The sequence below is a fragment of the Wolbachia endosymbiont (group A) of Melieria omissa genome, assembly GCF_964031125.1.
Lineage (GTDB): Bacteria > Pseudomonadota > Alphaproteobacteria > Rickettsiales > Anaplasmataceae > Wolbachia > Wolbachia pipientis.
Window position 1 is genome coordinate 90,651 of the sequence record NZ_OZ035007.1, and the last position, 26,358, is coordinate 117,008.

Genomic DNA, 26,358 nt, shown 5'->3' on the forward strand with positions numbered 1-26,358 from the left:
ATTATCACCTTAAAAATATAGCTTAGCATCTAAAATAAATACCATTAACAATTATAAACTTTTGTTGTTACATTATTTTTCTTAATTGCCTTACCCTCCGAATAAGCTATAAATAAGGTTGATGGTATTAATATCAAAGTACCATATAAAGCACTTTTATCAGGTAATTCATTAAATATAACGTATGTTACTATTGCAGAAATTATTAGCTCTATGTATCTATACGGTGCAAGTGCAGTAGCATCAGTAAGAGCAAAAGCTTTTAACATGAAGAACAGAATTAGGTTTGAACTTATTCCTAAAATCAGCAGTAATACTAACTCCAACAAGGAAGGCATATGCCAATAAAATAACAAAGGTGGAGTAGAAAAAATAGTTGTCGTTAGAGCTGAATAAAATAACATACTTATTACTGACTCTTTTATTACAAGTTTCTTATTAAGTATATCCAATATAGCAAAGATCAATGCAGATACAATAAAAATAAGAATTTTAGGATTAAAATCCTCACTATAAGCTTTAGTAGTAATAGCAATACCAATAAAACCAATGACAGCTACTACCCATCTTTGCCAAATTATATTTTCTTCCAGAAAAGGAATTGCAAGAAGTATAACAAATAATGGTATAGAAAAACTTATAATCGTTGCAGTTACTATGGGGAAAACAGTCAACCCGTAAGTCCATAAGGTCATTCCACAAAACAACAACCCACCCCTGGTTATTTGAGTAGATATTTGACTTGTTTTAAAAGTTTCTATTCCATAGTAAAACATAAAAGGTACAAGGGTAATAGTGGTAAACAGAAAGCGGAAAAAAATTATTTCAAAACTCTGAAGATGTAAACTTAGATATTTTGATATAGTATCATTAGCTACACTACTAAGTAAGCTAAGTATAAACCAGATAACCCCAAACAAATAAGCTCTCAATCTGTAATCCATAAAGCTTCTGATTTAATAGATACGATGTACTCATATAATTTTACTACAAAACTAATAATATAAAAGTTTTCTGATGTACGTCCCCAGAATGTGATCGTAAGGGTCCATTATAAATAATTCGGGAAATTTCGTCTCTGTAGACATATTAAGAGCTATGTAACGAACGTTTGTATTTGTGAGTAATAGTAAGGCTCAAGGTAAGGAAAATGCTAGTGAGGTAAAGTAGAATAACGTTGATTTGATAATTTAAGCTCATTCCCTCTTGCTACATCTCTCTTTAAATATCTCCTCTTTTGCAGCAGGTCTATAGAATTATACAGAGTATTTTATCTTCCAATACAGGCAATCTTGACGTTCTTCCATGGCATTTCTTCTGTTCTTGAACTTTTTCCCACTCTGGGCGCACTTTTTCTACAACCTTTTCGAATTCTTCTATTTTCAAACCTGTTACATCTCGAAAATTTCTCGGATGTTCTTTTAGATTATGGTAGTTTAAGCTCATCTTCCCTCTCTATTCTCTTGCTATACCTCCCTATTTTATAACCATTCCTACTCTTTTGCAGCAGGTTTAAAGAAATACTAAAGGCAAAAGATACGCTTGCGTAGTTCGAAAGCTTTCTATAGGATAAGTCTCACCTGATTTACAAATAGAATTGTTATGTTAGATGTTTGCTATTTATTCTTAAGCTCATTTTAACAGCATTTTGCTTTTTTTAGTATGTAGGGGTTTTCTAGGAATTATCCTATTGAATTCTATGATATTATTTTTTGTAACATTGTTATACATATCATGAAACTGAAGCTATTTATTTATCTTCGCAATCTCTGCAGTGGATTAATGACAAAAAAACTTAATGTATTTGGCGTAAATCATGCTTAATTTTTTGCACTATGTGCACCTCATGTCTTTATCAAATTTCTAGCTACACAAGCTGAAATACGCTATTTAAAACATCAAAAAACGCCAACTTAAAAAATGGATAGTGAATAATTAGCTACCCTAGGGTTTCTTTGCCTTTTTTTCTGTTTAGTAAATTTCTTAACGTTTATAATTTAGATTAGTTGCGGCTTAAAAGCGGCTGAGTCACGGTTATTAAGCGTTTAGAATAAAAAAACGCCATACTTGAAAGTATAATGTAAGTAACTAGCCAACCATCGGGCTTTTTTTGCCTTTTTTTTCGCTTGGTAAATTTTTTAATACTTAGATTAGTTGCAATTTAAGAGACCAGAAATGGTCAGTGCTTGGCACTGGAATAACGTCCTCCTTTGTTATCCCAGTGCCCAGACACTGGGATCCAGGAAACTTAATTGCAAGTAATGCATTGGATTTGGTGAGTATGGGTTTTATGTTATAGAATGAAACACTTTTGGTGAATTTGTAAAGAAAACTGAATCCCAGTGTTTGGGCACTGGGATGACACCATTCTTTTTCCTGGATTCCAGACTGGAATGACACCATTTGTTGTGTTTAACAAAGTTCGTACTTAGCTTCATATTAGCCGTAAATATTTAAGAAATTTACCAAATGAAAAAAAAGGCAAAAGAAACCCTGGGGTTATTATCCGCTTTAAAATATTGGCGTTTTTTATGTTTTAAACGCTTGACAAGCAAGATTAAGCTGCTTTTAATTGCAACTAACTTACGCTGCAAATGTTTAAGAAGTTTACTAAGCAGAAAAAAAGACAAAGAATCCCCGAGTTAGCTAGTCTTTTACTATCTCTGTCGAGTATTGGCATTTTTTGATGTCTTGTAACGCTTTATAAGCGCGTTCAGCTTATTTAGATAAAAATCTAGATGTAGATGAAGTTTTGTAAAGACATACAGTATCTATATACTGCAAAAAATTGAACATAAGACGCCGATACATTAAGTAATCCTTACCTTTTAATCTGCAGATTGGCGAAAGCAAATACAATAGCTTCAGTTTCATGATAAGAGGGCTGGCGGAGTTTGTCAAGCAAGTTTTTTCGTTTCTATTCCCAATAAAAGTTTGTTATATTGTTATGCAAGAAGTCTAATGAATCGCGGTATGACGTCTTAGCTATAGATGCTGGTTTGTGTGATTTCAAGAGAAGTTTAGTAGATAAGTTGTGTTTTAAACCAGATTCGGTATTTTAAACTGAACATTTTCAGTAATACCACCTGGCATAACTGAAATTTTTACACTCAGGTTTACTTTTAGGTAGTCTATTAATTCATCAACTAATATGTCAGGAGCGGAAGCACCTGCAGTGATCCCTATCTTTTCTACGCCCTGAAACCAGCTTTTATTCACACAGCTGTAATTATCAATCAAGTAGGCTCTTTTTCCTCTAGCAGTGCACAGATCTAATAAGCGGTTTGAATTTGAGCTATTTTTACTTCCTACAACTAATACCATGTCTACAATTTCAGCTAGCTTTTTAACAGCATTTTGTCTATTTTGCGTTGCATAGCATATGTCCTTTAAATCTGGACCTGTTATGCCTGGAAACCTTAATTTCAAGGCAGCAATAATGTCACGGGTATCGTCGATGCTTAACGTAGTTTGTGTAACATAAGACAAATTATCTGGATCTTTAACCTTTAAATCATATACATCCTGCAAAGTTTGCACTAAAGTGATAGGATTGTTTACTCTTCCCCTAATTCCCTTAACTTCTGGATGGTTTTCATGCCCAATGAGAATTAATTCTTTACCACTGTTTTCATACCTTTTTGCTTCTTTATGCACTTTGCTAACTAAAGGACATGTTGCATCAATCACTTGAATACCCTTTCTTTTTGCCTCATCTTCTATATTTTTTGATACTCCGTGCGCGCTGAAGATCAGTATTCCTTCATTATCTTCAATTTCCTCGATACTGCTTACAAAAACCACTCCTTGTTTCTTAAAGTCCTCTACTATATATTTATTGTGAACAATTTCGTGTAGCACATAAACTTGGCGCTCGTTTTTGTATTTTTCTAAAGTAATAGCTAATATGTCCACAGCTCTTTTTACCCCGGCACAAAAACCTCGTGGTTCAGCTAAGATGATTTCCATTTTTGTCAAATCAAGTAAATATGCAAGCATTACTTAAAAATAAGCTCCGCTCACTGTGTTTTATAGTACCATTATTTATATTTTATATAATAATTATTTTTCGCATATTCTCTTTAACATTTGATCAACCTACTACTTCAGAAAATTTTAGAAAAGATAATATAGTACATAAACAACCTGATATTTTAGATAGAAATGGAGTGGTAATAGCAACAAATGTGCCCACAACATCACTATATATAGATGCAACCAAAGTAAAGAATCCGGAAAGTATAGCAGCACAACTGTGTTCTACTTTGCATGACCTCGAATACAAGAACTTATATAGAGTACTTACTTCAGAAAAGAAATTTGCTTGGATAAAGCGGCACTTGACTCCAAAAGAATTACTAGCGATCAAAAACGCTGGTGTACCAGGAGTAAATTTTTATGACGACATAAAGCGTATATATCCTCACAGTAATTTATTTTCACACGTGCTTGGTTACACTGACATAGATGGCAATGGTATTGCAGGAGTTGAGGCGTATATAAGTAAAAACAATGAGCAAGAAAAGCCCATAATACTATCCTTAGATACACGAGTGCAAAGCATAGTGCATGAAGAGCTAACTAAAGCTGTAAGCAGATATCAGGCACTTGGCGGAGTAGGAATTGTTTTAAATGTGAGAAATAGTGAAGTCATCTCGATGGTCAGCCTACCTGATTTTAATCCCAACTTACAGAATAAGGCAGAAGACATACAAAAGTTTAATCGTGCCAGTCTTGGGGTATATGAGATGGGGTCGGTATTAAAATACTTTACAATAGCCGCAGCGCTTGATGCGAACGCTACAAAAACTAGCGATTTATATGACGTATCAACACCAATCACCATTGGAAAGTATAAAATTCATGATTTTCATAAATCTAAAATTCCAAAAATTACTGTGCAAGATATATTTGTAAAATCATCCAACATTGGTGCAGCAAAAATTGCAGTCAAACTAGGTATTGAAAAACAGGTAGAATACTTTAAAGCTATGAAGCTATTTTCTCCTTTGAAAATAGAAATACCAGAAAAATCCACACCGATAATCCCGGATAAATGGAGTGAAAACACTTTAATAACAGCATCTTATGGTTATGGCATAGCTGTAACTCCTATACATCTTGCACAAACTGCAGCAGCATTAATCAATAATGGGATATTTCATAACGCAACCTTGATGTTGAATAAAAGAAGTATAGGAGAGCAAATTATCTCAAGAAGAACTTCCAGGGAAATGAGAAAATTATTACGTGCAGCAGTAACAGATGGCACTGGCAGAAAAGCAAAAATAAAGGCATATTCAATAGGAGGAAAAACTGGATCGGCGGAAAAAGTTGTAGATGGTAAATATAGCAAAGATGCAAACATAGCATCATTTATAGGAGTGCTAACTATGCTTGACCCAAGGTACATAGTGCTAATTGCTATTGATGAGCCTCAAGGGATGCACCATACCGGGGGAATAATTGCTGCGCCTATAGTAAAGAACATTATAAATAGAATAGCGCCTATACTAAATGTTACACCTGAGATGTAAAATTATGATTGCTTTACTACAACTTCAAATTTATCATCACCAAAATCCTTATTAATATACCAAGAACCATCATCTTTAGTTACAAATTCAAGACCTTTAAGGTCTTTTTTTATTGTCTTTCCATTTTGACCATCAATAGCGATATTAATATCGAATGTAATAATGTCTAGATTTATCATAGCTTCTTTCCCGCTGCACGAATTTAGACTGAACTTGCCTAACATGACATCATTAAAACTCACTTCCCCTGTATAGACATCACACTGACCGTCCACACAACACGTAGTTTCAATATAGAAAAGATCTGACATACAAAATACCTTAAAAAAAAGAACTAAACATATATGGCCACTACACCACACCGCTAACAAGTAGTAAAGCGTCGATAAACCTAAGTTACTTTAGCTACGTAGCCATAATACAGCTAGAAATGTAAAATTCAACAGTTAATTGTGTGATTAATAGAGAAGTCTTATTTAGTACACCTTATAGGAATGGCTGTTTAGTTTTTTTGTTAATCTTTTTTACCATGCTGTCAATCATATGCTTTATCCCTTGATATACAGAGTATGTACTTTCGTCGCTACGCATATAAGCAGAACAGGAAAATACATTATGTTCTTCGTCTTCTATTGATAACTCTGTATCGCATTTTATGTGCTCGCCGCCAAGCCTTTCTATCAACTGTTCTCTGTCATCTCCTATAGTTACCTTAACCTTACTTTCTTCTTTACCTATCTTGCTACTTAAAATTGAAACAATGATGGCTGGAGATATGCATATCGCTCCTATTGGCTTTTTTGTAACAAAAAATTCTGAAACTAATCTTTCAAATTCAGGCATTACTGTCACCATGTCTTTACTTTCAGCTAAGTCAGATAAATTTTTCGCAACCCCGTATCCACCAGGTACAACTAGCATGTCAAAATTTTCAGCTTTGGCTTCTTTTAAGTCATATATTTCGCCTCTTGCGATTCTTGCTGCTTCCACAAGTACATTCCTTTTTTCTTTTGTTGCCTCTTTTGTTCTATGATTCATAACTTGTGTGATATTGATATCAGGTGCAAAGCATTTAACATCCACTTCCTGCTGATCAAGCACAAGCAAACTTAAAACCGCTTCTCTTACCTCTACACCGTCAAGGTGACCACACCCTGATAAGACCACAGCAGCTTTTAATTTTTTTTCACCCATAAAGTACCTTGATTTCATATAATCTAGATATTTTAATACAAATTCTATATTTGGAAAGGGGTATGTTATATCAATTATAATATAATTAATGATTAGTATGTATAATTAGGCATATTTATAATCAACGAAGCTGAATATGGAATCTAGCAATAGTATGTTTTTTGACACTGACTATCCAGAACTAAGAAAAGCTATTTCAGATATAATAGAAAGTATTGCACAATCCTCACAAGAGGGGAAAAAAGAGTTATTTACAACCCTATCAGAACAAGTTAAAGGGATGAACCTCAAAGATTTAGGTTTAGCAATTAATGACCAAGGCTTGCAAAAGGAGGTAAATAAAGAATTATTTATAAAACTCATTGAAGAAGCACTTAAAGATTTAACTTCTGAAAATGTTGACTCAAAAATAATAGAAGAGGCGTTAAAATCTGTTAACCAACAAGCAATAAGTAATGTTATAAATAATAATAAAGGTCCACTGGACAATCTAGTCAATTATTTTAAATCAGCATCTGCAAATAAAAAAATTGGAATAGCTTCTGCCGTAATGGTATTAGGAGCAGCATTTTCTCCACTTATTGTGCTTGCTACATTAATAGCGCTTGTGGCTATTGGAGCACGTTATGTAGGAATAGGTATAGTAAAGGCAGGGGAAAAAATAAAAGAAGGTGCGATTGATGCAGGAAAAGCAGTGAAAAGTTTATCTAAAAATTTAGGGGATAAATTGCCTGAGGTTGGGCCAAAAAAAGATAACTTTAGTAAATTATACAACAGTTTGGCTCAAGAGATTATAGGCTATAATATGTCCGAAGAAGGTGAAAAAATAAAAAACGCCCAGAGTAAAGCAAAGGTCATAGGCATGCTTCAAAATGAAGGGCAGCGATCTGCTATACAAGAGTTAGTAAAGAATGGAACTATTCAAAATTTTTCAGAAGATGACATGAAAAAGCTTAGAGAAAAAGGTACTAGTACTTATGAAAGTGATAAGGAAGCACTTGAGGAACTTATGGAGAAATTTCAATCTAAAATTATGGCCATTGGTGAGGGTAAAATAGAGGAGGTAGAAAAAATGGTTAATGATAAAGTTAACCAAATGAAGTCACCAGTTCCTCAATTAGATAGTCCAAGTTCTGAACAAGCGAGTACAGGAGAAACCAAAACCCTCTGATGGCTTGGAGAGGGAGGGAATGGGAAAGGTAGAGATCTATTCTTTTTTATCCACTTTTTTGAGCAACCCACTTCCACATCTAACACACATCTCAGTGATTATAATATCCAATTTTTGATCATGTTGTTCTACAGGTAGATTTTTACAATATTGTTTCTCATAGGCTACACCTATAAATATTTTTCCAAGCGGCCGTAATTTTTTCATCATTGTGTCATACCAACCACCGCCAAAACCTAATCTATTAAAATGATCATCAAAAGCAATAACAGGAGTAATGATTACGTCAGGAATTACGTCTTCATTTGTTTTGTTCCATTCCTCAAATTTTAGTAACTTATTTTTATTAGGAATTGCTACTTTATAATCTAAATCGAGTAAACTATGCATCAAAGGCACAACATCTATTTCCCCGTCCATTGGAATGTAAGCCGCAATTGTTTTGCCTTTAACGTAGCTTAAGTTCTGATTAAAGAGATTAATAAGGGAATTTGCTGCATAACTGGAATAACTTTCATCAATATCTTTTCTTATAGCTTTATATTGCTCTCTTATTTCCTTTTTGTGCTGTTTAATATCTTTGAACATGATCTATCCATTTCGCAGTAAGTTTTTCTTGTAAACTATTTTGCTTCAAACGCTCACTTAAAAAGTCAAAGTCAATAAACTCCATATCCTGGTCTTGATTACTGCAACTATAAACAAAACTTCTTTCTCCTGTTTTCGCATTTATATGTTGCTGCACACACTGAGCGCAGATTTCTTTCATCATACACTGCATAGGAGAATTAACTGATGATATTGCTATGTGGCCTGATTTTAGATATGGCTTTAAAATTGTTTTTCTAGCTTCATTCACAGCTTTCATCATTTTGTCAGAACCAATAGTGATAATTTTATCTATAACGTTCAAATTAATACCTAATCTTCCTTGTTGATAAGAGACTATTGCATCAACTATATTACCATGAAAGGATTTATCTTGATCTCTGCTTGTTTCTATCAATCCTTCTTCACATGCCCAAACTACTGCATTTGATGCACGCTCTATCAGTGCTCGTTTAAATACATCACTTAACTTCTTATAGCCAGCAAAGTACAAAACCTTGTTATTATTTTCAAGACATGCCTTCCCTATCGAAAATAACACTGCATTTCCAACTCCACCACCAATTAGCATTATATTCTTCATGTGCTATTTTAACTGCATTTGTTCAAATTTTTTGAAATTTTATAGAACAAAGTAATTTATATAGTTCTATACACAAAGACAAGGACACTCTCTGACTTCAACTATACCGATAACTGATAGCTGCATTTTTACGCATATCATCTAATAACAAGTTGCTTTGTATCATAATCTTTTGTTGGTACATTTTCTGTTTGATTGCTTCTATACCCGCTACATTACTCTTGATATCACACAACATCATCAACTTTGCAGTGCCATTTTCTCTCAATTCTACTATTTCATTCACACTTGTTTTACTAAATAAAATCTGTAAATCAGGATTTAAATCTCGCATTTTTATTTCAAATTCTTTTGCGTTTGGCAGCTTAAAATTATCTGCCAATTTATCAAAATTTAAACAACTGACCTTTTGCTCCTTGAGATTATCTAATAAACTTTCTGAACCTTCAACCACAATCTGTTTTAATTTTAAAGTGCTTTCCAGCAGTGCATGATTAAGTTGTACTTTATCTATTACTTTTATAACGGAGTAACCTTCACTGAAACTGAATGGACCTGCTATGTCGCTGGTTTCTAATCCTTCTAAAACGCTCTTGAGTTTTCCTTTTAGCTGACTTAAATTAACTGTTGCTTTACGCATCTTTATTGGAGATTCTGGGTTATTACTGTTGCGTAATTTTTTTACTAAATCTTCAGCTATACCATAAACGTCCTTGTCTTTTTGATCAGGAATTATAAACTCTTGGAACGTGATAAGATAATCCGGCTTTTCTGTTTGCCTTTTTACATCATCTACTTCTTTATCGCTTATATTAATAAATGGCACAATTCTTACTTCAATAATTTTGCTCCACAGTAACTGACATTTTATTTGTTTTCTTAAAATACCAAGATCTATATTATGCTTCTCTATGTATTGATCAACTTCATTAGCCTTAAGTTTAAAACTTTGGGTTAAAAATAACATAATAGCATTATCTAACTCCTCGTTGCTCAATTTTATATTCAGCCTCTGTGCTTCATTGATAATGATAATTTCGTCTATTAGCTCCCTAAGCACTTGAGGCTTTGCTTCTTTTTGATTAACACTTTGAGTGCCAAACAATGAATTTATAAAGTTGATGCGTTTTTCGATATCTAAATTTGAAATTGGTTCACCATTTACATCTGCAACAATTTCAATCTCGGTTGCAAGCAACCTAAGTGGCAACACTATCAACAGTAAAATTAGTATTTTATACATACAAGTAAAGTTGTTTAGTTAATAACCAATTCTATAATAAATACTGAGTCAATGCTAGCCAACTTTTTAATAGTGATCTCAGTGACAATGGAAATAAAAACCATTGCAACAAAATCAGGTACGCTGGTAAATAGGCTAAAAACATGCTAATATAGCGAATTTAAACCGTGCTAAAAACAGTATACGGAAGGAGAGGGATTCGAACCCTCGATACGACTTTTGGGTCGTATAACGGTTTAGCAAACCGCCGCCTTCAGCCGCTCGGCCACCCTTCCAAATTTAGAACCTAAAGATTATATAATACCAAGACCTCTACCACCTGTCTAATGCTTTTAATTGCAATATTTGTATCTGTTCAGATGCATGGCTAATGCTGAAACAAAAATTCCAGTGCTCCCTTTCTTGTCATCCCAGTGCCCAGACACTGGGATCCAGGATTTTGATTAGCACTAAGTTGGTGAGCATATAAGTGTTATGTTAAAATATAACGTTTTTACGGAAAGTCTGGATCCCAGTGTCACGCACTGGAATGACATCGTTTACTATGTGCCATATTGCAATGTTCGTACAGTTGTGCGCGGTATAGATTCCGCTAACAAGTAGCGGAATGACGAATTTGTTGTTTTTCAAATTGTGGGCAAACCTAAGCCACTTTAGCTATAAATCAATAAAAACTAATTTCTGCTTTTTTCAATGATTTTCTTTGCTTCTTCCACACCAACCCATTCTCCAACTGCTACCGTTTTTCCCTTTTCTAGATCTTTATAATGAGAAAAGAAATGAGTAATTTTATCTAGTAGGCTTTTAGATAAGTCAGAATAGTCCTTTATATTGTCATAATAGCTATCAACACTGGAAACAGGCACAGCTAATATTTTCTCATCTTCTCCTTTTTCATCTTTAGTGAGTAATGCGCCTATTGGACGCACCGATATTAAAACACTAGATGCTAAGGGAAATTGAGTTAGCACCAAAACATCCACAGGATCACCATCACCTGCACAGGTATTTGGTATAAACCCATAATTGCAAGGATAAGTCATTGAGGTAGACAAAAATCTGTCAACTTGTAACAACCCAAGCTCTTTATTAAATTCATACTTTACAGGCTCAGCATTTGCACTTATTTCAATTACCACATTCACCGCATTTGGTCCCGCTGTTATTTTACTTAAATCCATAAATCACCTCTTAACTTAAGAATAAGCATTATACAATATGTGCTTTTAAGTTGCCACATTTATGTAGTTCTAAGCTTGTTTTGCATGGAGCGGTCCTAAATTTTCATTCGTCATCTTATTGACTGTTGAAAGTGGTGATTCCTGTGATAATTGAAATAAAGCATATACTATTACGATAGTAAGCACTGCAGCAATTACTAGATTAGCAAAATTATCCTGTGGTAGGACACCTTTTATTGGATTAAATAATTTTTGCTCCATAAAGAAATAATCAGCAACATATAACCCAACAGATAATACAAACATACCTAAAATAAGTTTACAGACTGTGTTTTTATGGTCTTTTTCTTTTTTCTTGCTGGTGATAGGATTTGGCCTACATTCATTCTCTTCTTGCAGCACTGAGTAGTATATATTATCAGGGCTCGTTATTAATTGTTCAAATTCATCACTATTTTGGTTTTTTAACAGTTGCTCTAGGGTGTTTTTTGTATTTATAGGATATATTAATCCATCCATTTTCAATGCTTTCTCTTGCCGATCCACATTCTCATGGTCGATTGTATATTTATCTCTACTTGATAATCCGATCATGTGTAGTTTGCCAGCTAAGAACATTATATAGCTCTCTATTAACTGATTCTCACATATCTCTAATACTTCTCTTTTTACTGTTTTGTTAGATGACGAAAGTTCTTTATAGTGACCACCCAAAGAAAAGAACAATGCTATATCTTTATCTGCTTTTATGTCATGAATGGAATAATAGCTGCTGATAACGCACTTATTTAATGCAAATTCTCTGTCATATTTGTTTAATGTATTTCCTTCACTTAGTAACTTTCTAAGACCAATGAGTACTTTATTTTCAAAATCTTCTTCTGTTTTAAATATTGGTTCTCTCTTTGGATTTGCTAAGATGTTAAGTAAATCTAATTTTCTTCCATCTACTACTTCATTTATATATTCATTTAACTCAGATCCTTTAATAACTTCATATATTTTATCTATGACATCTTTAGTATTCAGGTTATTGTTTTCACTTAGAATTCGATAAGCTAGAGCATAAATTAAAAACAGCCCTTGTAGACTAAATTTTAAGTTAAAATAGTAATCTAATTGTTCATCTTGCTTCTGTATGAATGCAGACAGACCTATGTGATTCCTGTGATCCATAAAACGATCTAAGTCAGCATGTTGAAAGCTACCTAAAAAAATAAATAACGTCTCTAATAAATTACCCTTACCAACAATTTTTATTAGTTCTTCAATTTCTTTTATCATTGCTGAAACCTATAATGTTCTACTTTATAGTATAAGGGATACATGGCAAAATAGCAATAAATGTTATTAGACTTCTTGCATAACCCAAACTAAGTAGAAAAAGGTATAGCTATACCGCCGCGGCACTAACAAGAGATCCCGCTAACACGCAGCGGGATACTATCTACACCTTCATACCGCGATTCATTCGCGGTATCTCTCAACATAGATCCCGCTAACACGTAGCGGGATGACAAGGCTTATCGTCATGCCACCGCGAACCGTCATACCGCCGCAGCGCTAACAAGAGATTCCGCTAACACGCAGCGGGATGACGAGACTTATCTTTATGCCGCCGCGAACCGTCATACCGCGATTCATTCGCGGTATCTCTTAGCCGCTAACAAGCAGCGGGATGACGGTTGTCGTTTAGCTACAAACATTAAGAAATTTACCAAATGAAAAAAAAGGCAAAAGAGGCCCCGTGGTTGGCTAATTACTTACATTATACTTTCAAGTATGGCGTTTTTTTATTCTAAACACTTAATAACCGCGATTTAGCTGCTTTTAAGCCGCAACTAATCTAAATTATAAACGTTAAGAAATTTACTAAACAGAAAAAAAGGCAAAAGAAACCCTAGGGTAGCTAGTTATTCACTATCCATTTTTTAAGTTGGCGTTTTTTAATGTTTTAAATGCTTTATAAGCGTATTTCACCTTGTGTAGGTAAAAACCCAGAAATTTGATAAAGACATAGAGTGCACATAGTGCAAAAAATTAAACATGAGACGCCAGATACGTGAGTTTTTTTGTCATTTAATCTGTACAGAGAAGATAAATAAATAGCTTCAGTTTCATGATAAGGGGGCTGGCGGAGTTTGTCAAGCAAGTTTTTTTGTTTCTATTCCCAATGTTATATGGTTATGCAAGAAGTCTATTGTATGTTTACACTCTGCATTAAAGCTTTTAGTTAAGAGCATATCCATCCACCGCCAATTACTTGCTCATCTTTATACGCTACACAGGCTTGACCTGGACTGATGCCAAAGTAATCGTCGTTTAAAATGACACAGGCTTTATTTTTTTCGTCAATTGAATGTATTGTTGCTAAACTTCCCGCATGTGATGATCTCAGCTTCACAGTTACTTCCATACCTTCCTTTGGTTGTTCTAACCAATTTAACTCCTTGATCAATATTTTTTTTTGCATTAATACGTTGATCGGACCTACTATAACCTCATTATTTTCTGTATTAATTTTTATCACATAAAGAGGTTCATTGTGTGCGATACCCAAGCCCTTTCTTTGCCCCACTGTAAAATTTACTATGCCACTGTGCTCACCTAGCACTTTTCCATTCACATCCACAATTCTGCCTTTCTGTACGGATTGTGGAGCTAATTTAGCTATTGTTTTACTATAGCTTTCGGAAACAAAGCATATATCTTGACTGTCTGGCTTTTCAGAAATTTGTAAGCTGAAATATTCTGCTAATTTTCTTATATCACTTTTATAGAACCCACCTAGTGGAAATCGCAAAAGCTTTAACTGCTCCTTTGTTGTAGCAAACAGAAAATAGCTTTGATCTTTACTCTTATCAATGCTTCTACACAACTTTACCTCACCATTTTTTTCTAACCTTCTCACGTAATGTCCTGTTACGAGCACATCCGCACCAAGATTTTTTGTAACTTGCAATAGATCACGAAATTTTACCGTTTGGTTACATCTCACGCATGGTATGGGAGTTTCCCCACGCATATAGGTACTCGCAAAATCCTCTATTACTTCCTTTTTGAATATTTCCTCGTAGTTTAAAATATAGTGAGGAAAGCCAACACTTTCAGCTACACGCTTAGCGTCATAAATATCCTGTCCAGCGCAGCATGCACCCTTTCTTGCGTTAGCATTGCCATCAGTGCCATATAGCTGAAGAGTTACACCTATCACCTGGTACCCAAGGTTATGTAGCAGTGCTGCAGCAACCGAGCTATCAACTCCCCCGGACATTGCAACAATAGCCTTGGTCTGGTGCGGAGCTTTATCTTTTAGCAGAGGTTCAATTTCAAATTCTTTTAGCATAATCGCCTTAATTTATAAACGCAAATCTTGTGTCATTCCAACATACAACTGTGCAAACGTTTTGATTTGGGGGCAATTTACATAGTAGATGATGTCATGAAAGCAGCTGACACTGGAATCTAGCTTCTATTACACAAATTCATTAAAACAGCATATTTATTTGTAATCAAGTTTCCTGGATCCCAGTGTTAGCTACTCGGATGACACCCTTTTCTGCTAGAAGTTGCCTTCAAATTACTTGGTGCATGACACTGGGATCTCATTTATATTACATAATTCCATCAAAACAATTCGATAAACTACCTTCAAAAATAATTTAATCTTGCTTGAATAAAACATGGCCAAAATAATCCATGTTTTCAAGCACTTTTCCACTACCTAAGGCAACACAACAAAGTGGGTCATCTGCAACACGAACCGGTAATTTTGTTGTTTCACTGATAACTTTACCTAGATTACGTAATAATCCACCACCACCGGATAAAACTATTCCTCTATCGACTATATCAGAAGAAAGTTCAGGTGGAGTGCTCTCCAGCGCAGTCTTAATAGCAGAAATTATCTGATGTACAGGCTCTATTAAACTCTCTGCAACTTGGTATTCTGATAAAAGCATTTCTTTTGGCATGCCACTCACTAAATCCCTGCCCTTAATTATCATTCCCTCTTTGTTATTTTCACCTGGCAGACTGGCTGAACCTATGCTTTTCTTAATTTTCTCAGCGGTTGTTTCACCGATTAATAACTTATGATTTTCACGAATATATGATTTTATTGCTTCATCCATAATATCGCCACCTACTCTGGCAGAACGTGAATAAACAATTCCACCTAAAGAAATAATTGCAACTTCAGTTGTACCGCCTCCTATATCAACAATCATAGAACCCTCAGGTTCAGTAACCGGGAGCCCAGCTCCGATTGCTGCAGCCATTGGTTCTTCAATTAAAAATACTTCATTTGCACCAGCACTTTCTGCTGCATCTTGTATAGCACGCCTTTCAACTGGCGTGGATCCAGATGGAACGCATATGATAATATTAGGTTTATTAACAGTGAATTTTGTGTTTGCACTGCGTATGAAATATTTTAGCATTTCTTCCGCACTTTTAAAATCAGCAATAACTCCATCCTTTAAGGGCCTTATCGCCTCTATTTCTCCAGGCGTTTTCCCAAGCATCATTTTAGCTTTTTTACCAAAAGCATAAGGAACGTAACTTCCTTTTTCTTTTATTCTTGCTACAACTGAAGGCTCATCAAGCACTATTCCCTGATTTTTCTGATAAACTAAAGTGTTTGCAGTGCCAAGATCTATAGCAATATCGCTAGCGAATAAACCTTTGAAAGTGAAAAGGCTATAAAACTTTCCGGTTAATTTTCGAACAAAATTCATACATAACTCAAGAAAACCATTTATTAAGACAAATTATACTTTTCAGATAAGTAGTAAGTAACACACTCAACTTCTAAACCCTTACCTGTTACTTTTTTTAGCAGTTCCAGGCCACACTTTGCACTGTATATATTTTGAGATAACCAACTGATAAGTAAACTAAAATCTCCTTTTATTATAGCACTTAATGATTCGTAATGATTCTTTTTAACGCAAGAGAAAATCTGCACAGCAGCAATTAAAGCAATAATTTTTATAGGAAAGTAGCCCATAACACCGCTTGCCCAATATTCATCTTGAAAATAAGTGTTTAGCTCATTTTCAGCTTTTACTGGAATTTTATAGTGCTTCATACCTTCCAGCCACGCATCATGCAGGTCTTTGACTTCCAATGTACCATTTATTATATCTTGTTCTAACCTAGTTCTCAACATAATATGAGCTAACAGACTAAATTCATCTGCATTTTTTAAAAAAGAAGAAAGGTTTATTTCATTGAAAATCAAGTACAAATTTTCAACACTGCTAACTTTCTCGTTAGTTTTGCCTTTTATAGCAAATTTCTCTTTTATGTGTGGTTGAATAAACTCAATAAATTCTCTGGATGTTCCAATCATCCTTTCCATGAATAACCCTTGAGTTTCATACATAACATGTCTCGTAATTGGACTACTTATAGAATTTTGCGCTAAACATTTTTGATAAATTGCATAACCACTATGCCGTAAAAGTGAAAATAAACCATAACAAAAATCAGATTCATCATAATCTATAGGGTAGTAATAAGAAGTACGAATCTCATTTAGTGCAATACCCATTTGCTGTAAACATAATGAGCCAAGTTCAATCTGTTTCTGAGTAGCAACTTTTTGTATATTAGTAACCTTATCCTTATCCTTTTTCTGCTTTTCAATTATTTTATCTACATTTTCGCTAAAAAATTTGCCTACCTTGGGGAATACTTCCCTTATATTCTTTTCTGTGATATCAGAGTCATAGTCAGCAAGCAGTGAGTCGTATTTTGAGCATTTTAATTGCTGCGATTTTATAGAAGCTACTTCGCGAATGAGTGTGATTAAATCAGTAAAACGTTCTTTTAGTTTTTCTAAGTTACTGGTTTCAGAATGAGATAGCTTCCATAAATTTTGGCATTCAACCTTAGCTTTGGATAAAGACTTTACTAAATCAATAGGAACAGCACTGTTGCTTTTATGTATTCTCTCTATTAACTTTAGCTGCTGAGTATTTGCACTTTTTTTGTTACCAAGAGCATCTGCTAATGATTCCTTTATTGCGTCATGAGAGATAATTTCATGTCTGATTTCTTCTAGAAGACTCATTTGTTCAACTTTGTCCTCTATATTCAATTGGCTTTGGTTTAGTACTTTTAGCGTATTTTCGATATTCTTTACCCTATATAATACTTCCTCTAAAAACTTATAAGATTGCATATTTGTTCATTATTTTAGAAAACATCTGTTTAATACCGTAATAGATTAATAATAAAGTTAAAAGTATATTTGCTTAAAGTACAATAAAAAATTGTACTTTTTATTCTTTTATTGGATTTTTCTACTCAGAGTCCAGCATATTATAGGAAAATTAATTGTAAGGTTGTAGAAAAAGTATTTAGTATTTTATTTCTCTTGACTATATTACAATATGGAGAGATATTAGCTACTGAAATTAAAGTTACGCACTATTTAAAATTTATGGAGGTTTAGTAATGTGGAGTAGACTGGTTATAATGTGCTGTTTTTGTTTATTACTTACTGGTGTAAGTTCTTGCCCAAAAAAAGGAGCAAATACAACAAATAAAATAAATTCTGTTGTTAAGCAGATAGGTGATAAAAGAGTTTTCTTTGGTTATGATGAATCTAGTATTGCTGAAGTAAGTGCAGATGCATTACTTGACGTAATGGAGGTGTTACAAGATAACCCTAACGCGAAGGTTACTTTAACTGGTCACACTGACAACCGTGGTTCTCATGAATATAATCTTGCGCTAGGCGCTAGAAGGGCAGATGCAGCTAAAAAATTTATGGTTAGTTGTACACCCTACATAGAAAACAGAATAAAAACTGCTTCTAAAGGTGAAACTGAGCCTTTGGTTAATGTAAAAGATGATTCTAGAAATTCTAAATATGAAAAAGAGCATGCTAAAAATCGTAGAGTGGAATTTTCATTTTCTGGAATAAAGAAATAGTTTCTTGCATTAAAACCTGGATCCCAGTGTCAAACACTGGGATGACATAAAGAAAGGGCACTGGGGTAGACAAAAAAGGACAAACTTGTCATATTTCGTTGCTTGTTAGCGGGATCTATATATACCACAAATAAGTCGCGGTATGACGTAAGAGATCTGACCTGTCTGGCCATCAAGAGACATAATGGAATTAGAGTTATTATTTCAAAATGTGGTTAATAGTTTTGCTTTCTATAACAATCAAGTTGCAGTTGCAGTATCAGGTGGTGTAGATAGTATAGTCTTACTGCACTTAATGACTAACTGGGCAAAAAAAAACAAGCTTTCACTTCCTACAGCATTAACAGTAAATCATGGGTTACGTCCAGAGTCTCAAAAAGAAGCTGATTTTGTTGTAAGTTATGCAAAGGAACTTGGAGCAAAGGAATCGTTCATATTAAATTGGGAGAAGCAAAATATTAAAGGCAATATTCAGTTACAGGCACGAAAAGCACGGTATAAGTTACTAGCAGAGTGGTGTAAAAATAATAATGTTAAATATTTACTTGTTGCTCATCACAAAGATGATCAAGCAGAAACGTTCTTGTTAAGATTAGAGCGAGGTAGTGGCGTAGATGGATTATCATCAATGGACTACAAGTCTTTCCTAAATGGTATTTATATATTTAGGCCATTGTTAAATTTTAGTCGTAGTGAAATAGAAAAGTACGCTAAGCTTCATCGGTTAAAATGGATCGAAGATAGAAGCAACTATGACTTAAAATACAGGCGAACTTTATACCGTAACTTACTTAAAGCAAGTGATAATCAAGAGATTTTAACAGAGCGAATATGCCTCACAGCCCTTCATATGAAAAGAGCTGCAAAAGCGTTGATGCACTACACACGCCTTGCGTTTAATGACTGCGTTAATGTGCATGATCTTGGTTATATTGAAATTAAACTAAGTGAGTTTTATCAATTGCCAGAGGAAATAGCCTTGAGGCTTCTTCTTTACTCCATAATGGCAATTGCCAGTAAACATTATAAACCAAGGTACAACAGCCTTATCGTAATATTTAATAAAATATTGCAAAAGGATAGTAATGTTAACTGTACACTTTCTGGGTGTAAAATAAGAAAACATGGAGAAAATATCTTGATAATTAGAGAATCGTCAAAGATACAAGAAATTACCTTAAACCTACCTTTAAATGAACCTACTCAATGGGATAACAGATTTAGCTGCACAATACTCGGAAATCAAGAGTGTTCAGTTATCATCGCTCCATTAAAAAAAACACAAAAAGTTCCTGAATTTCTGAAGGATTACAACTGCTGCCCTGAAGTTTTCTATTCTTTGCCTGTAGTGCTAAAAGATGGAAAGGTGCTTGCTTATCCTGATGTAAATTATAACGGAAAAAATACCAATGACGATAAGGTTCAATGCATTATTAATAGCACGATAAAACAAAATTTGGTAAGCTTGATTAGTATTTAGTTAGAAATAGAAATGAAAAAATTTTTAGAAGGCTTATTGATCTGGTTAGTAATTATTGTTCTTATTTCAGTTGCTTATATTCAGTTCAGCGGAAATGTAGGTAAAAGTAAAACAATTATACCTTTTTCGGAATTTTTAACTAGACTAGAAGACAATGATGTAGAAAATATTGTCATAAAAAACCAGAGCATTGAAGGCAAGTTCAGGGACGGTTCAAGTTTCAATTCAAGCGGTGTCATATATAGCGACCTAATAAAAAATTTACATGATAGAAAAGTGAGATTCTCCTTTTCAACTGGAGATTCTGCCATGAACGTAATTGGTGGATTACTTATCTCATGGGTCCCAACATTTATCTTTATTGGCTTCTTGCTATTCTTTCTTAAACAAACACAAGCGGGGGGCAACAGAACTATAAGCTTTGGCAAGTCAAGGGCTAGACTCATGACTAGTGGAAAAAAAGTAACATTTGATGATGTTGCCGGAATTGATGAAGCAAAAGAAGAGCTAGTAGAGATCGTTGATTTTCTTAAACAAAGGCAAAAATTTCAAATATTAGGTGGAAAAATACCAAAAGGGTGCCTTTTGATTGGCTCTCCTGGAACTGGTAAAACTTTACTTGCTCGTGCAATTGCAGGAGAAGCTAATGTGCCATTCTTTAGTATTTCTGGATCTGATTTTGTTGAAATGTTTGTGGGTGTTGGTGCAAGTCGTGTTCGCGATATGTTTGATCAAGGCAAGAAAAATGCTCCTTGTATAATTTTTATAGATGAAATAGATGCGGTGGGTAGACATCGTGGCATTGGTCTTGGTGGCGGCAATGATGAAAGAGAACAAACATTAAATCAGTTATTAGTTGAGATGGATGGCTTTGAGTCTAATGAAGGTGTAATAATAATTGCTGCGACTAACCGTCCGGATGTCTTAGATCCAGCACTGCTTAGACCTGGTCGTTTTGACCGACAGATTACTATTTCTTTACCCGATATAAATGGGCGTGAAAAGATATTAAATACTCATATAAAGAAAATATCAATAGCACCAGATGTAAACGTGAAAACAGTTGCAAGAGGAACACCAGGTTTTTCAGGGGCTGATCTAGCAAATTTGGTGAATGAATCTGCACTTATCGCTGCAAGAAGAAACAAGAAGATTGTTACCATGGATGATTTCGAATATGCACGTGATAAAGTGATGATGGGCGTAGAAAGGCGATCTCTCATTATGACAGAAGAGGAAAAGAGACTGACTGCATACCATGAAGCTGGTCATGCGATGATTGCTGTTAATATGCCTGCTTCTGATCCTATACACAAGGCAACAATTATTCCACGCGGTAGGGCACTCGGTTTAGTTATGAGACTACCAGAAACAGATAGAGTGTCCCTCACAAGAGAAAAGATGCTAGCAGATATAACTGTTGCAATGGGTGGAAGAGTGGCAGAAGAGCTAATTTTTGGCTACGATAAAGTCACAAGCGGTGCATCTTCGGATATAAAACAAGCATCTGATTTATCACGCGCTATGGTAACAAAATGGGGAATGAGTGACAAAATAGGCCCGATCTATCACAATCGCGAACAAACCATACATGGTTCTGAGATAATTTCTGAAGATACGTTAAAACTTATAGATGAAGAAGTGAAGAAAGTTGTATCTTCTTGCTATGAAAAAGCAAAAGACATTTTGACCAAGCATAAGAAAGGCTTAGATCTCATTGCCGAAAATCTACTGGAGTTTGAAACTTTAACAGGAGATGAAATAAAGGACATATTAAATGGAAAAAAAATTGTTAGAGAGGAAAATGAGAAGAATGAGAAAATAAAAAAATCCTCTCTCTATGAGAGTTGACCTCATCTTAAAAATGCTAATCAGCTAACGCTGCAATAAAACATTCAGAATTGTAACTGTCAATATAAATTGTATTAAAATATTCATAATATTGCATTTTCATCACAATAATGCTATCATTCAGTTAGTATTAATGTTTAATGAGGTGTGAGTAATGATTGATATAGCTTCTATTGGTGTAAGTACAGTTATTGATCAGAATTATAGAAGAAAAGCACAATTATGTTTATCAGGATTATTTGTAACTGTGTCAATAGCAACTGTTACCTGGTTTATTTTCCCTGCGTCACAAAATGTATTAGCTCCGTTTTTACTTCCGGCTATGTTCTTGCTCTTCACTTTATCGATGGGTTATTACATGTTCATATTTAGTTGTGAAGAAAAATCTTTGGTAAAGAATGTTCTTGGTATGGTTGAACCGGCTGAATCGGTAAAGAGAGTGCATTGCCAAGAAAATATTAAGTCCTTATTAGCAGAAGTGAGAAGTATAGCTCTTTTTACAATAATCCGAACAGATCATAATATGCTACTGCTCTACCATAGCCATAAGCACATATCTTATCCTATTCGGACTATTGCGAGAAGTGCTATACTACGAAAGATAGGTTTCGTAACGTGCTTGTTAATCTTTGTTTTGAAGATCGTAGTAAAGCACACAAACTTGCATTATATGTGAAAGAAATTGACGATATTGTGTCTTCAATAAAAAATAAAGACCTCTTAGACCATTTTGATCAATTTTTTACTATTACTGAAGTAAGCAATAAAAAAAATAGAAGTGAATTAATGAACCTCGCAAGGGCATATAAGATGATAAGTGAAGAAGATCCAGACAAAATACAGGATTTTTTAGCTACTCAAACAAAAAGTTATTCATATGAAATAATGTTACCTGAAATTGATAATTTTCTATCACAAGCTAGGTGATTTTATCAATAATTTCATTGTGTACGTGATTATCATTTTTTGTTTCAATTCCAGTGATAACACTGCACCTAACGGGCTCTTTTATGGCTATTTCCTGAAATCCTTTTCTGACCTTATTGTAAAAATTAACATCCATTTCTTCATATTTATTCTTGTCTTTTGCTCTATTTAACCCAACTTTAACATCAATATCTAGAATGAATGTAATATCTGGATATTTAATTTCCACTAGCTTATGTAAGTCCCTTATTAGCCCTAAGTCAACTCCAAACCCATATCCTTGATATGCAATAGTTGAATCAATAAACCGATCACAAATCACTATTTTTCCTTCTGCAAGAGCTGGTAATATTAATTTTTTCATATGTTCGTGCCTCATCGAGATAAGTAGCAAGAGTTCAGAAATAGGATCAATATTATTTGTTAACAACACTCCTCTTATCTTTTCTGCAAAATCAGTACCACCTGGTTCTCGAGTCAATACCACATTATTTTCGCCGTGAATTTGCTTAAAATGATTTGCAAGTAGCTTAGATTGTGTTGTTTTACCAGAGCCGTCTATTCCTTCGAAAGTTATGAACATAAGTTTTATAATTATAATACTAAAAAAGAATATGCAAACAGTATACATAGAAACCGTTTGACATTTAAATAATAAGACCGTAAATTACATATGGTATAATAATAGTCTATGGTTGCTCTGAATACTCCTAAAGTCGATTTTAGTTTTACTGCAAAAGATTTTAATCTTTTGGGAGTAGACAATAAATATTATGCATTAAGTGACTGTTGTGGAAAAAATGGTCTTATTATAATGTTTATATGCAATCACTGTCCTTACGTTCAGTCAATTATTAGCAATCTGGTAAGCGATGTTGATCAATTGAAAAAAGATTATCAGGTAAACACCATTGCAATAATGCCAAATGATGTAAATGAATATCCAGAAGATTCCTTTGAAAATATGATTAATTTTGCCAAGGAAAATAAGTTTACATTTCCATATTTAATTGATAGTACACAGAAAATAGCTAAAGAATACGGGGCTGTTTGCACTCCTGACTTTTTCGGCTTTAATTCCAATTTAAACCTTTGCTATCGTGGACGTTTTAACGACACAAAAAAAGAAAAGGTTCAAAGCTATGAAGTAGGAAGTAGTGACTTATTTCAAGCTATGAAATTTATTGCAGAAACTGGTAATTCTCCAATTGACCAAAAATCAAGTATTGGCTGCTCAATTAAATGGTCTAATTCTACAGGTTAAATATCATGCACAGTGGCTCTCAGCATTTGTTTGATATTATAATTTTGCTTTCTGCTGCTGTGTTTATAGTCATAGCATTTTGGAAAATGAATATTAGTCCAGTGCTTGGTTACTTCGTTGCAGGTGCAGTTATTGGTTCTCACGGATTTAATCTGATACACTCAGCTGAAGCAATGGATAATCTTGCAGAATTTGGTGTAGTTTTTCTATTATTCATTATAGGCCTTGAATTGACATTTGAACGCCTGATCGCTATGCGTATTCATGTATTTGGGTTCGGTTCTCTTCAAGTTATAGTTACCATGGTAGCAATATGGTGCATCGCTCTTGCTTTCGGAGTGAATACGAATATAGCAACAGTTATTGGTGGTGGGCTTGCGCTATCCTCAACAGCAATAGTGTTGCAGGTTCTGCAAGAAAAAGGTTCTCAAGCAAGTCAGGTTGGTAGATTGTCGATAGCAGTGCTATTAATGCAAGATTTTGCAGTGGTACCATTAATAGTATTGGTACCTTTACTTACTGGCAATTCTGAGCACAGCCTGATAAGCTCATTGGCAGGTTCATTGGTGCAAGCAGCTATTGCATTAGTGCTGATATTTATAACTGGTAGATTATTGCTTAGACCTTTATTTTCGGTTATTGCTAAAATGGAAAGTAATGAGATCTTTATATCAACAACGCTTTTAATAGTATTAGGAGCAGCATTTATTACTGAGCAATTCCATTTATCGTTAGCATTAGGTGCATTTGTTGCTGGATTGTTAGTTGCAGAAACAGAATATAGACACTCAGTAGAACACGCAGTATTGCCATTTAAAGATTTGTTTCTTGGCTTATTTTTCATGACTGTTGGTATGTCCATCAATACCGAACTTTTACTCAATAAGTTACCACTAATTACTTTATTATCGATTATCCTTATCGTTTTAAAAACATCTATTATATATATATTGTGTAGATTTTTTGGGTTTAAGAGTGCACCTGCTATACAAGCTGGGTTACTGCTTTCACAAGGCGGTGAATTTGCGTTTATTTTGTTTCGCTTAGCAGATGAGCTAAATGTGCTACCAAGTGAAATCGCTCAAGTACTTATGATGGTAACTACAGTAACCATGGCTTTCACTCCTCTTTTATCGGGGCTTGGAGATTGGATAGCAAACTCATTTAGCACTGAGAAAACAATATTAGATGATGAAGCTGTTGAAACAGATACACAAGATCTTTATAACCATGTGATAGTTGCTGGATTTGGTAGAGTGGGATATATGGTAACAAAAATGCTTACGGCAGAGCATTTAAGTTACGTTGTTGTAGATATTCAATCGAAAATAGTCAAAGAAGGAAAAAGTGATAGTTTTCCTATATATCTTGGAGATGTTACAAGATGTGAAATTTTAAAATCGGTAGGAATAGAAAGAGCTCAAGCTCTCGTTATTTCAATAAAGAATGAAGTTACTATAAAAAAAGTTGTTTCTTTAGTTGCAGCAAATTTTCCGCATGTAAATATTGTAATACGCTTACCAGATCTGAGTAATGTGGAGGTTTATAGAGATCTAGGAGCTAGTAAAATTATTCCTGAAACATCTGAGATAGGATTGCAGCTAGGTGGAGCTGCACTGAGCCTTAGTGGTATTAGCGAAAGTGGAGTTACGTCTTTAAAAAGTAGATTCAGAAAAGGCAATTACAGTATGTTAAAAGACCTTGGTAGTGATAAAGATGAATAACTACTTCTCTAATTTTATGTACAGAAAGCTTCAAGCTTTATTGAGGTTTTGCCTATAGTAAATTACGCACATAATCAACCAAATTAAGGAAAGTGCAAACCAAGTGATTGCATATTCCAAATGCTTCATTGGCTGTATAGCTACTTTGCTGCCAAAATTGTTCGGCCACAATACACACTTCTCTAGCTTAATACCTAACTCATTGGAAATTTCTTCTGTACTCAGGGTAAACCATGTATTCGAAGCAGTATCGTTCTTGATAAACCAATTTTTACTTTTATTGCTATCGCAATATAAAATTCCATCTGCAACTACTTTTTCAATTTTTACTTTTTTCTCCTTTTTTTCTCCGACTATTCCTTTATTCACCAACATGTAACGTCCAGTGGTGAGCAACATAGGAGACAGCACGTGATAGCCGTGTTGCCCTGCAAAAACATATAGTTCTATGTCACTTAGAATCCCATCAATCTTGACATGCCTATAGTTAAATTTTTCAAGGTCGTTATTGGGCAATAGATGAACCACTGGAAGACTCATACTTTTAATAATATTATTCTTCCAGTTCAATCTGAATATTTGCCATAACCCTAATAAAAAAAGAAGTGAGCAAGGTATAATTAAAATAAATACTATCTTTTTTAACACT

At 34.2% G+C, this 26,358-nt stretch carries 25 protein-coding genes and 1 tRNA gene; 10 read left to right on the top strand and 16 right to left on the bottom strand.

Translation table 11 applies throughout. From position 1 onward, the window contains the following. Positions 1–44: 44 nt before the first annotated feature. Positions 45–944 carry a DMT family transporter gene (locus ACQH2Q_RS00355; RefSeq protein ID WP_141457073.1) on the bottom strand — a complete coding sequence of 300 codons (900 nt, stop codon included), beginning with the start codon at positions 942–944 and terminating at the stop codon, positions 45–47. Between the two features lie 304 nt (positions 945–1,248). After that, positions 1,249–1,446: a hypothetical protein gene (locus ACQH2Q_RS00360; RefSeq protein ID WP_155968442.1), complete on the bottom strand. Its 198-nt coding sequence runs from the start codon at positions 1,444–1,446 to the stop codon at positions 1,249–1,251. Between the two features lie 1,023 nt (positions 1,447–2,469). On the opposite strand from ACQH2Q_RS00360, the gene ACQH2Q_RS00365 reads away from it, so the two are divergent. Beyond that, positions 2,470–2,646 (top strand): hypothetical protein, encoded by a 177-nt coding sequence (locus tag ACQH2Q_RS00365; RefSeq protein WP_182309824.1) that lies wholly within the window; start codon positions 2,470–2,472, stop codon positions 2,644–2,646. A gap of 393 nt (positions 2,647–3,039) precedes the next feature. On the opposite strand, the gene ispH is transcribed toward ACQH2Q_RS00365, so the two are convergent. After that, on the bottom strand, positions 3,040–3,969 hold the full coding sequence (ispH, locus tag ACQH2Q_RS00370; protein WP_264339733.1) for a 4-hydroxy-3-methylbut-2-enyl diphosphate reductase: 930 nt from the start codon (positions 3,967–3,969) through the stop codon (positions 3,040–3,042). Between the two features lie 20 nt (positions 3,970–3,989). Here ispH and ACQH2Q_RS00375 point away from each other — a divergent pair, with 20 nt between their 5' ends. Continuing rightward, a complete protein-coding gene (locus ACQH2Q_RS00375; protein ID WP_264339698.1) occupies positions 3,990–5,537 on the top strand; it encodes a peptidoglycan D,D-transpeptidase FtsI family protein in 1,548 nt (515 codons plus the stop codon). Positions 5,538–5,539: 2 nt separating this feature from the next. Here the strand turns inward: ACQH2Q_RS00375 and ACQH2Q_RS00380 are convergent, their stop codons facing one another. Both ACQH2Q_RS00380 and elbB read right to left on the bottom strand, forming a co-directional pair. Then, the gene (locus ACQH2Q_RS00380) at positions 5,540–5,848 is read right to left on the bottom strand and encodes a hypothetical protein (RefSeq protein WP_010081942.1); all 309 of its coding nucleotides are present in this window, start codon (positions 5,846–5,848) and stop codon (positions 5,540–5,542) included. A gap of 175 nt (positions 5,849–6,023) precedes the next feature. Next, positions 6,024–6,731, bottom strand: a complete 708-nt coding sequence (gene elbB / locus ACQH2Q_RS00385) for an isoprenoid biosynthesis glyoxalase ElbB (RefSeq protein WP_039963711.1) — start codon at positions 6,729–6,731, stop codon at positions 6,024–6,026. 280 nt (positions 6,732–7,011) lie between these two features. Between elbB and ACQH2Q_RS00390 the strand changes: the two genes are divergently transcribed. Continuing rightward, positions 7,012–7,902, top strand: a complete 891-nt coding sequence (locus ACQH2Q_RS00390) for a hypothetical protein (protein ID WP_425383491.1) — start codon at positions 7,012–7,014, stop codon at positions 7,900–7,902. Between the two features lie 36 nt (positions 7,903–7,938). Here ACQH2Q_RS00390 and ACQH2Q_RS00395 read toward each other — a convergent pair whose 3' ends face one another. The 9 genes from ACQH2Q_RS00395 to ACQH2Q_RS00435 all read right to left on the bottom strand — a co-directional run bounded on the left by ACQH2Q_RS00395 (position 7,939) and on the right by ACQH2Q_RS00435 (position 17,708). Continuing rightward, entirely contained in the window at positions 7,939–8,490 is a 552-nt protein-coding gene (locus ACQH2Q_RS00395) for a 5-formyltetrahydrofolate cyclo-ligase (protein WP_341817659.1), read from the bottom strand. Beyond that, positions 8,474–9,094: an oxidoreductase gene (locus ACQH2Q_RS00400; protein WP_182309699.1), complete on the bottom strand. Its 621-nt coding sequence runs from the start codon at positions 9,092–9,094 to the stop codon at positions 8,474–8,476. The genes ACQH2Q_RS00395 and ACQH2Q_RS00400 overlap by 17 nt, the downstream gene beginning before the upstream one ends. A 97-nt stretch (positions 9,095–9,191) precedes the next feature. Beyond that, entirely contained in the window at positions 9,192–10,337 is a 1,146-nt protein-coding gene (locus tag ACQH2Q_RS00405) for a SurA N-terminal domain-containing protein (RefSeq protein ID WP_182309700.1), read from the bottom strand. A gap of 184 nt (positions 10,338–10,521) precedes the next feature. Beyond that, positions 10,522–10,612 (bottom strand) — tRNA-Ser (locus tag ACQH2Q_RS00410). Positions 10,613–11,011: 399 nt separating this feature from the next. Beyond that, on the bottom strand, positions 11,012–11,518 hold the full coding sequence (gene ppa, locus ACQH2Q_RS00415) for an inorganic diphosphatase (RefSeq protein ID WP_151807542.1): 507 nt from the start codon (positions 11,516–11,518) through the stop codon (positions 11,012–11,014). A gap of 69 nt (positions 11,519–11,587) precedes the next feature. Continuing rightward, positions 11,588–12,802 (bottom strand): WD1261 family protein, encoded by a 1,215-nt coding sequence (locus tag ACQH2Q_RS00420; protein WP_264339702.1) that lies wholly within the window; start codon positions 12,800–12,802, stop codon positions 11,588–11,590. A gap of 949 nt (positions 12,803–13,751) precedes the next feature. Then, the gene (gene mnmA / locus ACQH2Q_RS00425) at positions 13,752–14,864 is read right to left on the bottom strand and encodes a tRNA 2-thiouridine(34) synthase MnmA (RefSeq protein WP_182309863.1); all 1,113 of its coding nucleotides are present in this window, start codon (positions 14,862–14,864) and stop codon (positions 13,752–13,754) included. 316 nt (positions 14,865–15,180) lie between these two features. After that, complete coding sequence (locus tag ACQH2Q_RS00430; protein ID WP_007548791.1) at positions 15,181–16,257, bottom strand: rod shape-determining protein; 1,077 nt, start codon at positions 16,255–16,257, stop codon at positions 15,181–15,183. A gap of 23 nt (positions 16,258–16,280) precedes the next feature. Then, positions 16,281–17,708 carry a carboxypeptidase gene (locus tag ACQH2Q_RS00435; protein WP_425383492.1) on the bottom strand — a complete coding sequence of 476 codons (1,428 nt, stop codon included), beginning with the start codon at positions 17,706–17,708 and terminating at the stop codon, positions 16,281–16,283. A 275-nt stretch (positions 17,709–17,983) separates the two neighbouring features. Here ACQH2Q_RS00435 and ACQH2Q_RS00440 point away from each other — a divergent pair, with 275 nt between their 5' ends. From ACQH2Q_RS00440 to ACQH2Q_RS00460, 5 genes are all read left to right on the top strand, one after another. Then, the gene (locus ACQH2Q_RS00440) at positions 17,984–18,463 is read left to right on the top strand and encodes an OmpA family protein (RefSeq protein WP_182309861.1); all 480 of its coding nucleotides are present in this window, start codon (positions 17,984–17,986) and stop codon (positions 18,461–18,463) included. Positions 18,464–18,647: 184 nt separating this feature from the next. Further along, positions 18,648–19,943 carry a tRNA lysidine(34) synthetase TilS gene (gene tilS / locus ACQH2Q_RS00445; RefSeq protein ID WP_007548788.1) on the top strand — a complete coding sequence of 432 codons (1,296 nt, stop codon included), beginning with the start codon at positions 18,648–18,650 and terminating at the stop codon, positions 19,941–19,943. 12 nt (positions 19,944–19,955) lie between these two features. After that, positions 19,956–21,794: an ATP-dependent zinc metalloprotease FtsH gene (ftsH, locus tag ACQH2Q_RS00450; RefSeq protein ID WP_012673393.1), complete on the top strand. Its 1,839-nt coding sequence runs from the start codon at positions 19,956–19,958 to the stop codon at positions 21,792–21,794. A gap of 154 nt (positions 21,795–21,948) precedes the next feature. After that, complete coding sequence (locus ACQH2Q_RS00455) at positions 21,949–22,470, top strand: hypothetical protein (RefSeq protein ID WP_425383493.1); 522 nt, start codon at positions 21,949–21,951, stop codon at positions 22,468–22,470. Continuing rightward, a complete protein-coding gene (locus ACQH2Q_RS00460; protein ID WP_338481950.1) occupies positions 22,467–22,721 on the top strand; it encodes a hypothetical protein in 255 nt (84 codons plus the stop codon). The genes ACQH2Q_RS00455 and ACQH2Q_RS00460 overlap by 4 nt, the downstream gene beginning before the upstream one ends. On the opposite strand, the gene tmk is transcribed toward ACQH2Q_RS00460, so the two are convergent. Continuing rightward, the gene (gene tmk / locus ACQH2Q_RS00465) at positions 22,714–23,304 is read right to left on the bottom strand and encodes a dTMP kinase (protein WP_182309943.1); all 591 of its coding nucleotides are present in this window, start codon (positions 23,302–23,304) and stop codon (positions 22,714–22,716) included. The two genes, ACQH2Q_RS00460 and tmk, sit on opposite strands and share 8 nt — an antisense overlap. Before the next feature lie 108 nt (positions 23,305–23,412). On the opposite strand from tmk, the gene ACQH2Q_RS00470 reads away from it, so the two are divergent. Next, on the top strand, positions 23,413–23,985 hold the full coding sequence (locus ACQH2Q_RS00470) for a thioredoxin family protein (protein ID WP_006279694.1): 573 nt from the start codon (positions 23,413–23,415) through the stop codon (positions 23,983–23,985). Between the two features lie 5 nt (positions 23,986–23,990). Beyond that, on the top strand, positions 23,991–25,709 hold the full coding sequence (locus ACQH2Q_RS00475) for a monovalent cation:proton antiporter-2 (CPA2) family protein (protein ID WP_010963130.1): 1,719 nt from the start codon (positions 23,991–23,993) through the stop codon (positions 25,707–25,709). A gap of 30 nt (positions 25,710–25,739) precedes the next feature. On the opposite strand, the gene ACQH2Q_RS00480 is transcribed toward ACQH2Q_RS00475, so the two are convergent. Further along, positions 25,740–26,357, bottom strand: a complete 618-nt coding sequence (locus tag ACQH2Q_RS00480; protein ID WP_213863315.1) for an SURF1 family protein — start codon at positions 26,355–26,357, stop codon at positions 25,740–25,742. Position 26,358: the final 1 nt, after the last annotated feature.

Bases quoted from the DNA above. Each gene is read 5' to 3' on its own strand.
- ftsH (WP_012673393.1), top strand. From the start codon at position 19,956: ATGAAAAAATTTTTAGAAGGCTTATTGATCTGGTTAGTAATTATTGTT.
- tilS (WP_007548788.1), top strand. From the start codon at position 18,648: ATGGAATTAGAGTTATTATTTCAAAATGTGGTTAATAGTTTTGCTTTC.
- ACQH2Q_RS00455 (WP_425383493.1), top strand. From the start codon at position 21,949: ATGATTGATATAGCTTCTATTGGTGTAAGTACAGTTATTGATCAGAAT.
- ACQH2Q_RS00395 (WP_341817659.1), bottom strand. From the start codon at position 8,490: ATGTTCAAAGATATTAAACAGCACAAAAAGGAAATAAGAGAGCAATAT.
- ACQH2Q_RS00475 (WP_010963130.1), top strand. From the start codon at position 23,991: ATGCACAGTGGCTCTCAGCATTTGTTTGATATTATAATTTTGCTTTCT.
- ACQH2Q_RS00390 (WP_425383491.1), top strand. From the start codon at position 7,012: ATGAACCTCAAAGATTTAGGTTTAGCAATTAATGACCAAGGCTTGCAA.
- mnmA (WP_182309863.1), bottom strand. From the start codon at position 14,864: ATGCTAAAAGAATTTGAAATTGAACCTCTGCTAAAAGATAAAGCTCCG.
- ACQH2Q_RS00420 (WP_264339702.1), bottom strand. From the start codon at position 12,802: ATGATAAAAGAAATTGAAGAACTAATAAAAATTGTTGGTAAGGGTAAT.
- ACQH2Q_RS00365 (WP_182309824.1), top strand. From the start codon at position 2,470: ATGAAAAAAAAGGCAAAAGAAACCCTGGGGTTATTATCCGCTTTAAAA.
- ACQH2Q_RS00470 (WP_006279694.1), top strand. From the start codon at position 23,413: ATGGTTGCTCTGAATACTCCTAAAGTCGATTTTAGTTTTACTGCAAAA.
- ACQH2Q_RS00405 (WP_182309700.1), bottom strand. From the start codon at position 10,337: ATGTATAAAATACTAATTTTACTGTTGATAGTGTTGCCACTTAGGTTG.
- ACQH2Q_RS00430 (WP_007548791.1), bottom strand. From the start codon at position 16,257: ATGAATTTTGTTCGAAAATTAACCGGAAAGTTTTATAGCCTTTTCACT.
- ACQH2Q_RS00375 (WP_264339698.1), top strand. From the start codon at position 3,990: ATGCAAGCATTACTTAAAAATAAGCTCCGCTCACTGTGTTTTATAGTA.
- ppa (WP_151807542.1), bottom strand. From the start codon at position 11,518: ATGGATTTAAGTAAAATAACAGCGGGACCAAATGCGGTGAATGTGGTA.
- ACQH2Q_RS00440 (WP_182309861.1), top strand. From the start codon at position 17,984: ATGTGGAGTAGACTGGTTATAATGTGCTGTTTTTGTTTATTACTTACT.
- ACQH2Q_RS00380 (WP_010081942.1), bottom strand. From the start codon at position 5,848: ATGTCAGATCTTTTCTATATTGAAACTACGTGTTGTGTGGACGGTCAG.
- elbB (WP_039963711.1), bottom strand. From the start codon at position 6,731: ATGGGTGAAAAAAAATTAAAAGCTGCTGTGGTCTTATCAGGGTGTGGT.
- tmk (WP_182309943.1), bottom strand. From the start codon at position 23,304: ATGTTCATAACTTTCGAAGGAATAGACGGCTCTGGTAAAACAACACAA.
- ACQH2Q_RS00360 (WP_155968442.1), bottom strand. From the start codon at position 1,446: ATGAGCTTAAACTACCATAATCTAAAAGAACATCCGAGAAATTTTCGA.
- ACQH2Q_RS00400 (WP_182309699.1), bottom strand. From the start codon at position 9,094: ATGAAGAATATAATGCTAATTGGTGGTGGAGTTGGAAATGCAGTGTTA.
- ispH (WP_264339733.1), bottom strand. From the start codon at position 3,969: ATGGAAATCATCTTAGCTGAACCACGAGGTTTTTGTGCCGGGGTAAAA.
- ACQH2Q_RS00435 (WP_425383492.1), bottom strand. From the start codon at position 17,708: ATGCAATCTTATAAGTTTTTAGAGGAAGTATTATATAGGGTAAAGAAT.
- ACQH2Q_RS00355 (WP_141457073.1), bottom strand. From the start codon at position 944: ATGGATTACAGATTGAGAGCTTATTTGTTTGGGGTTATCTGGTTTATA.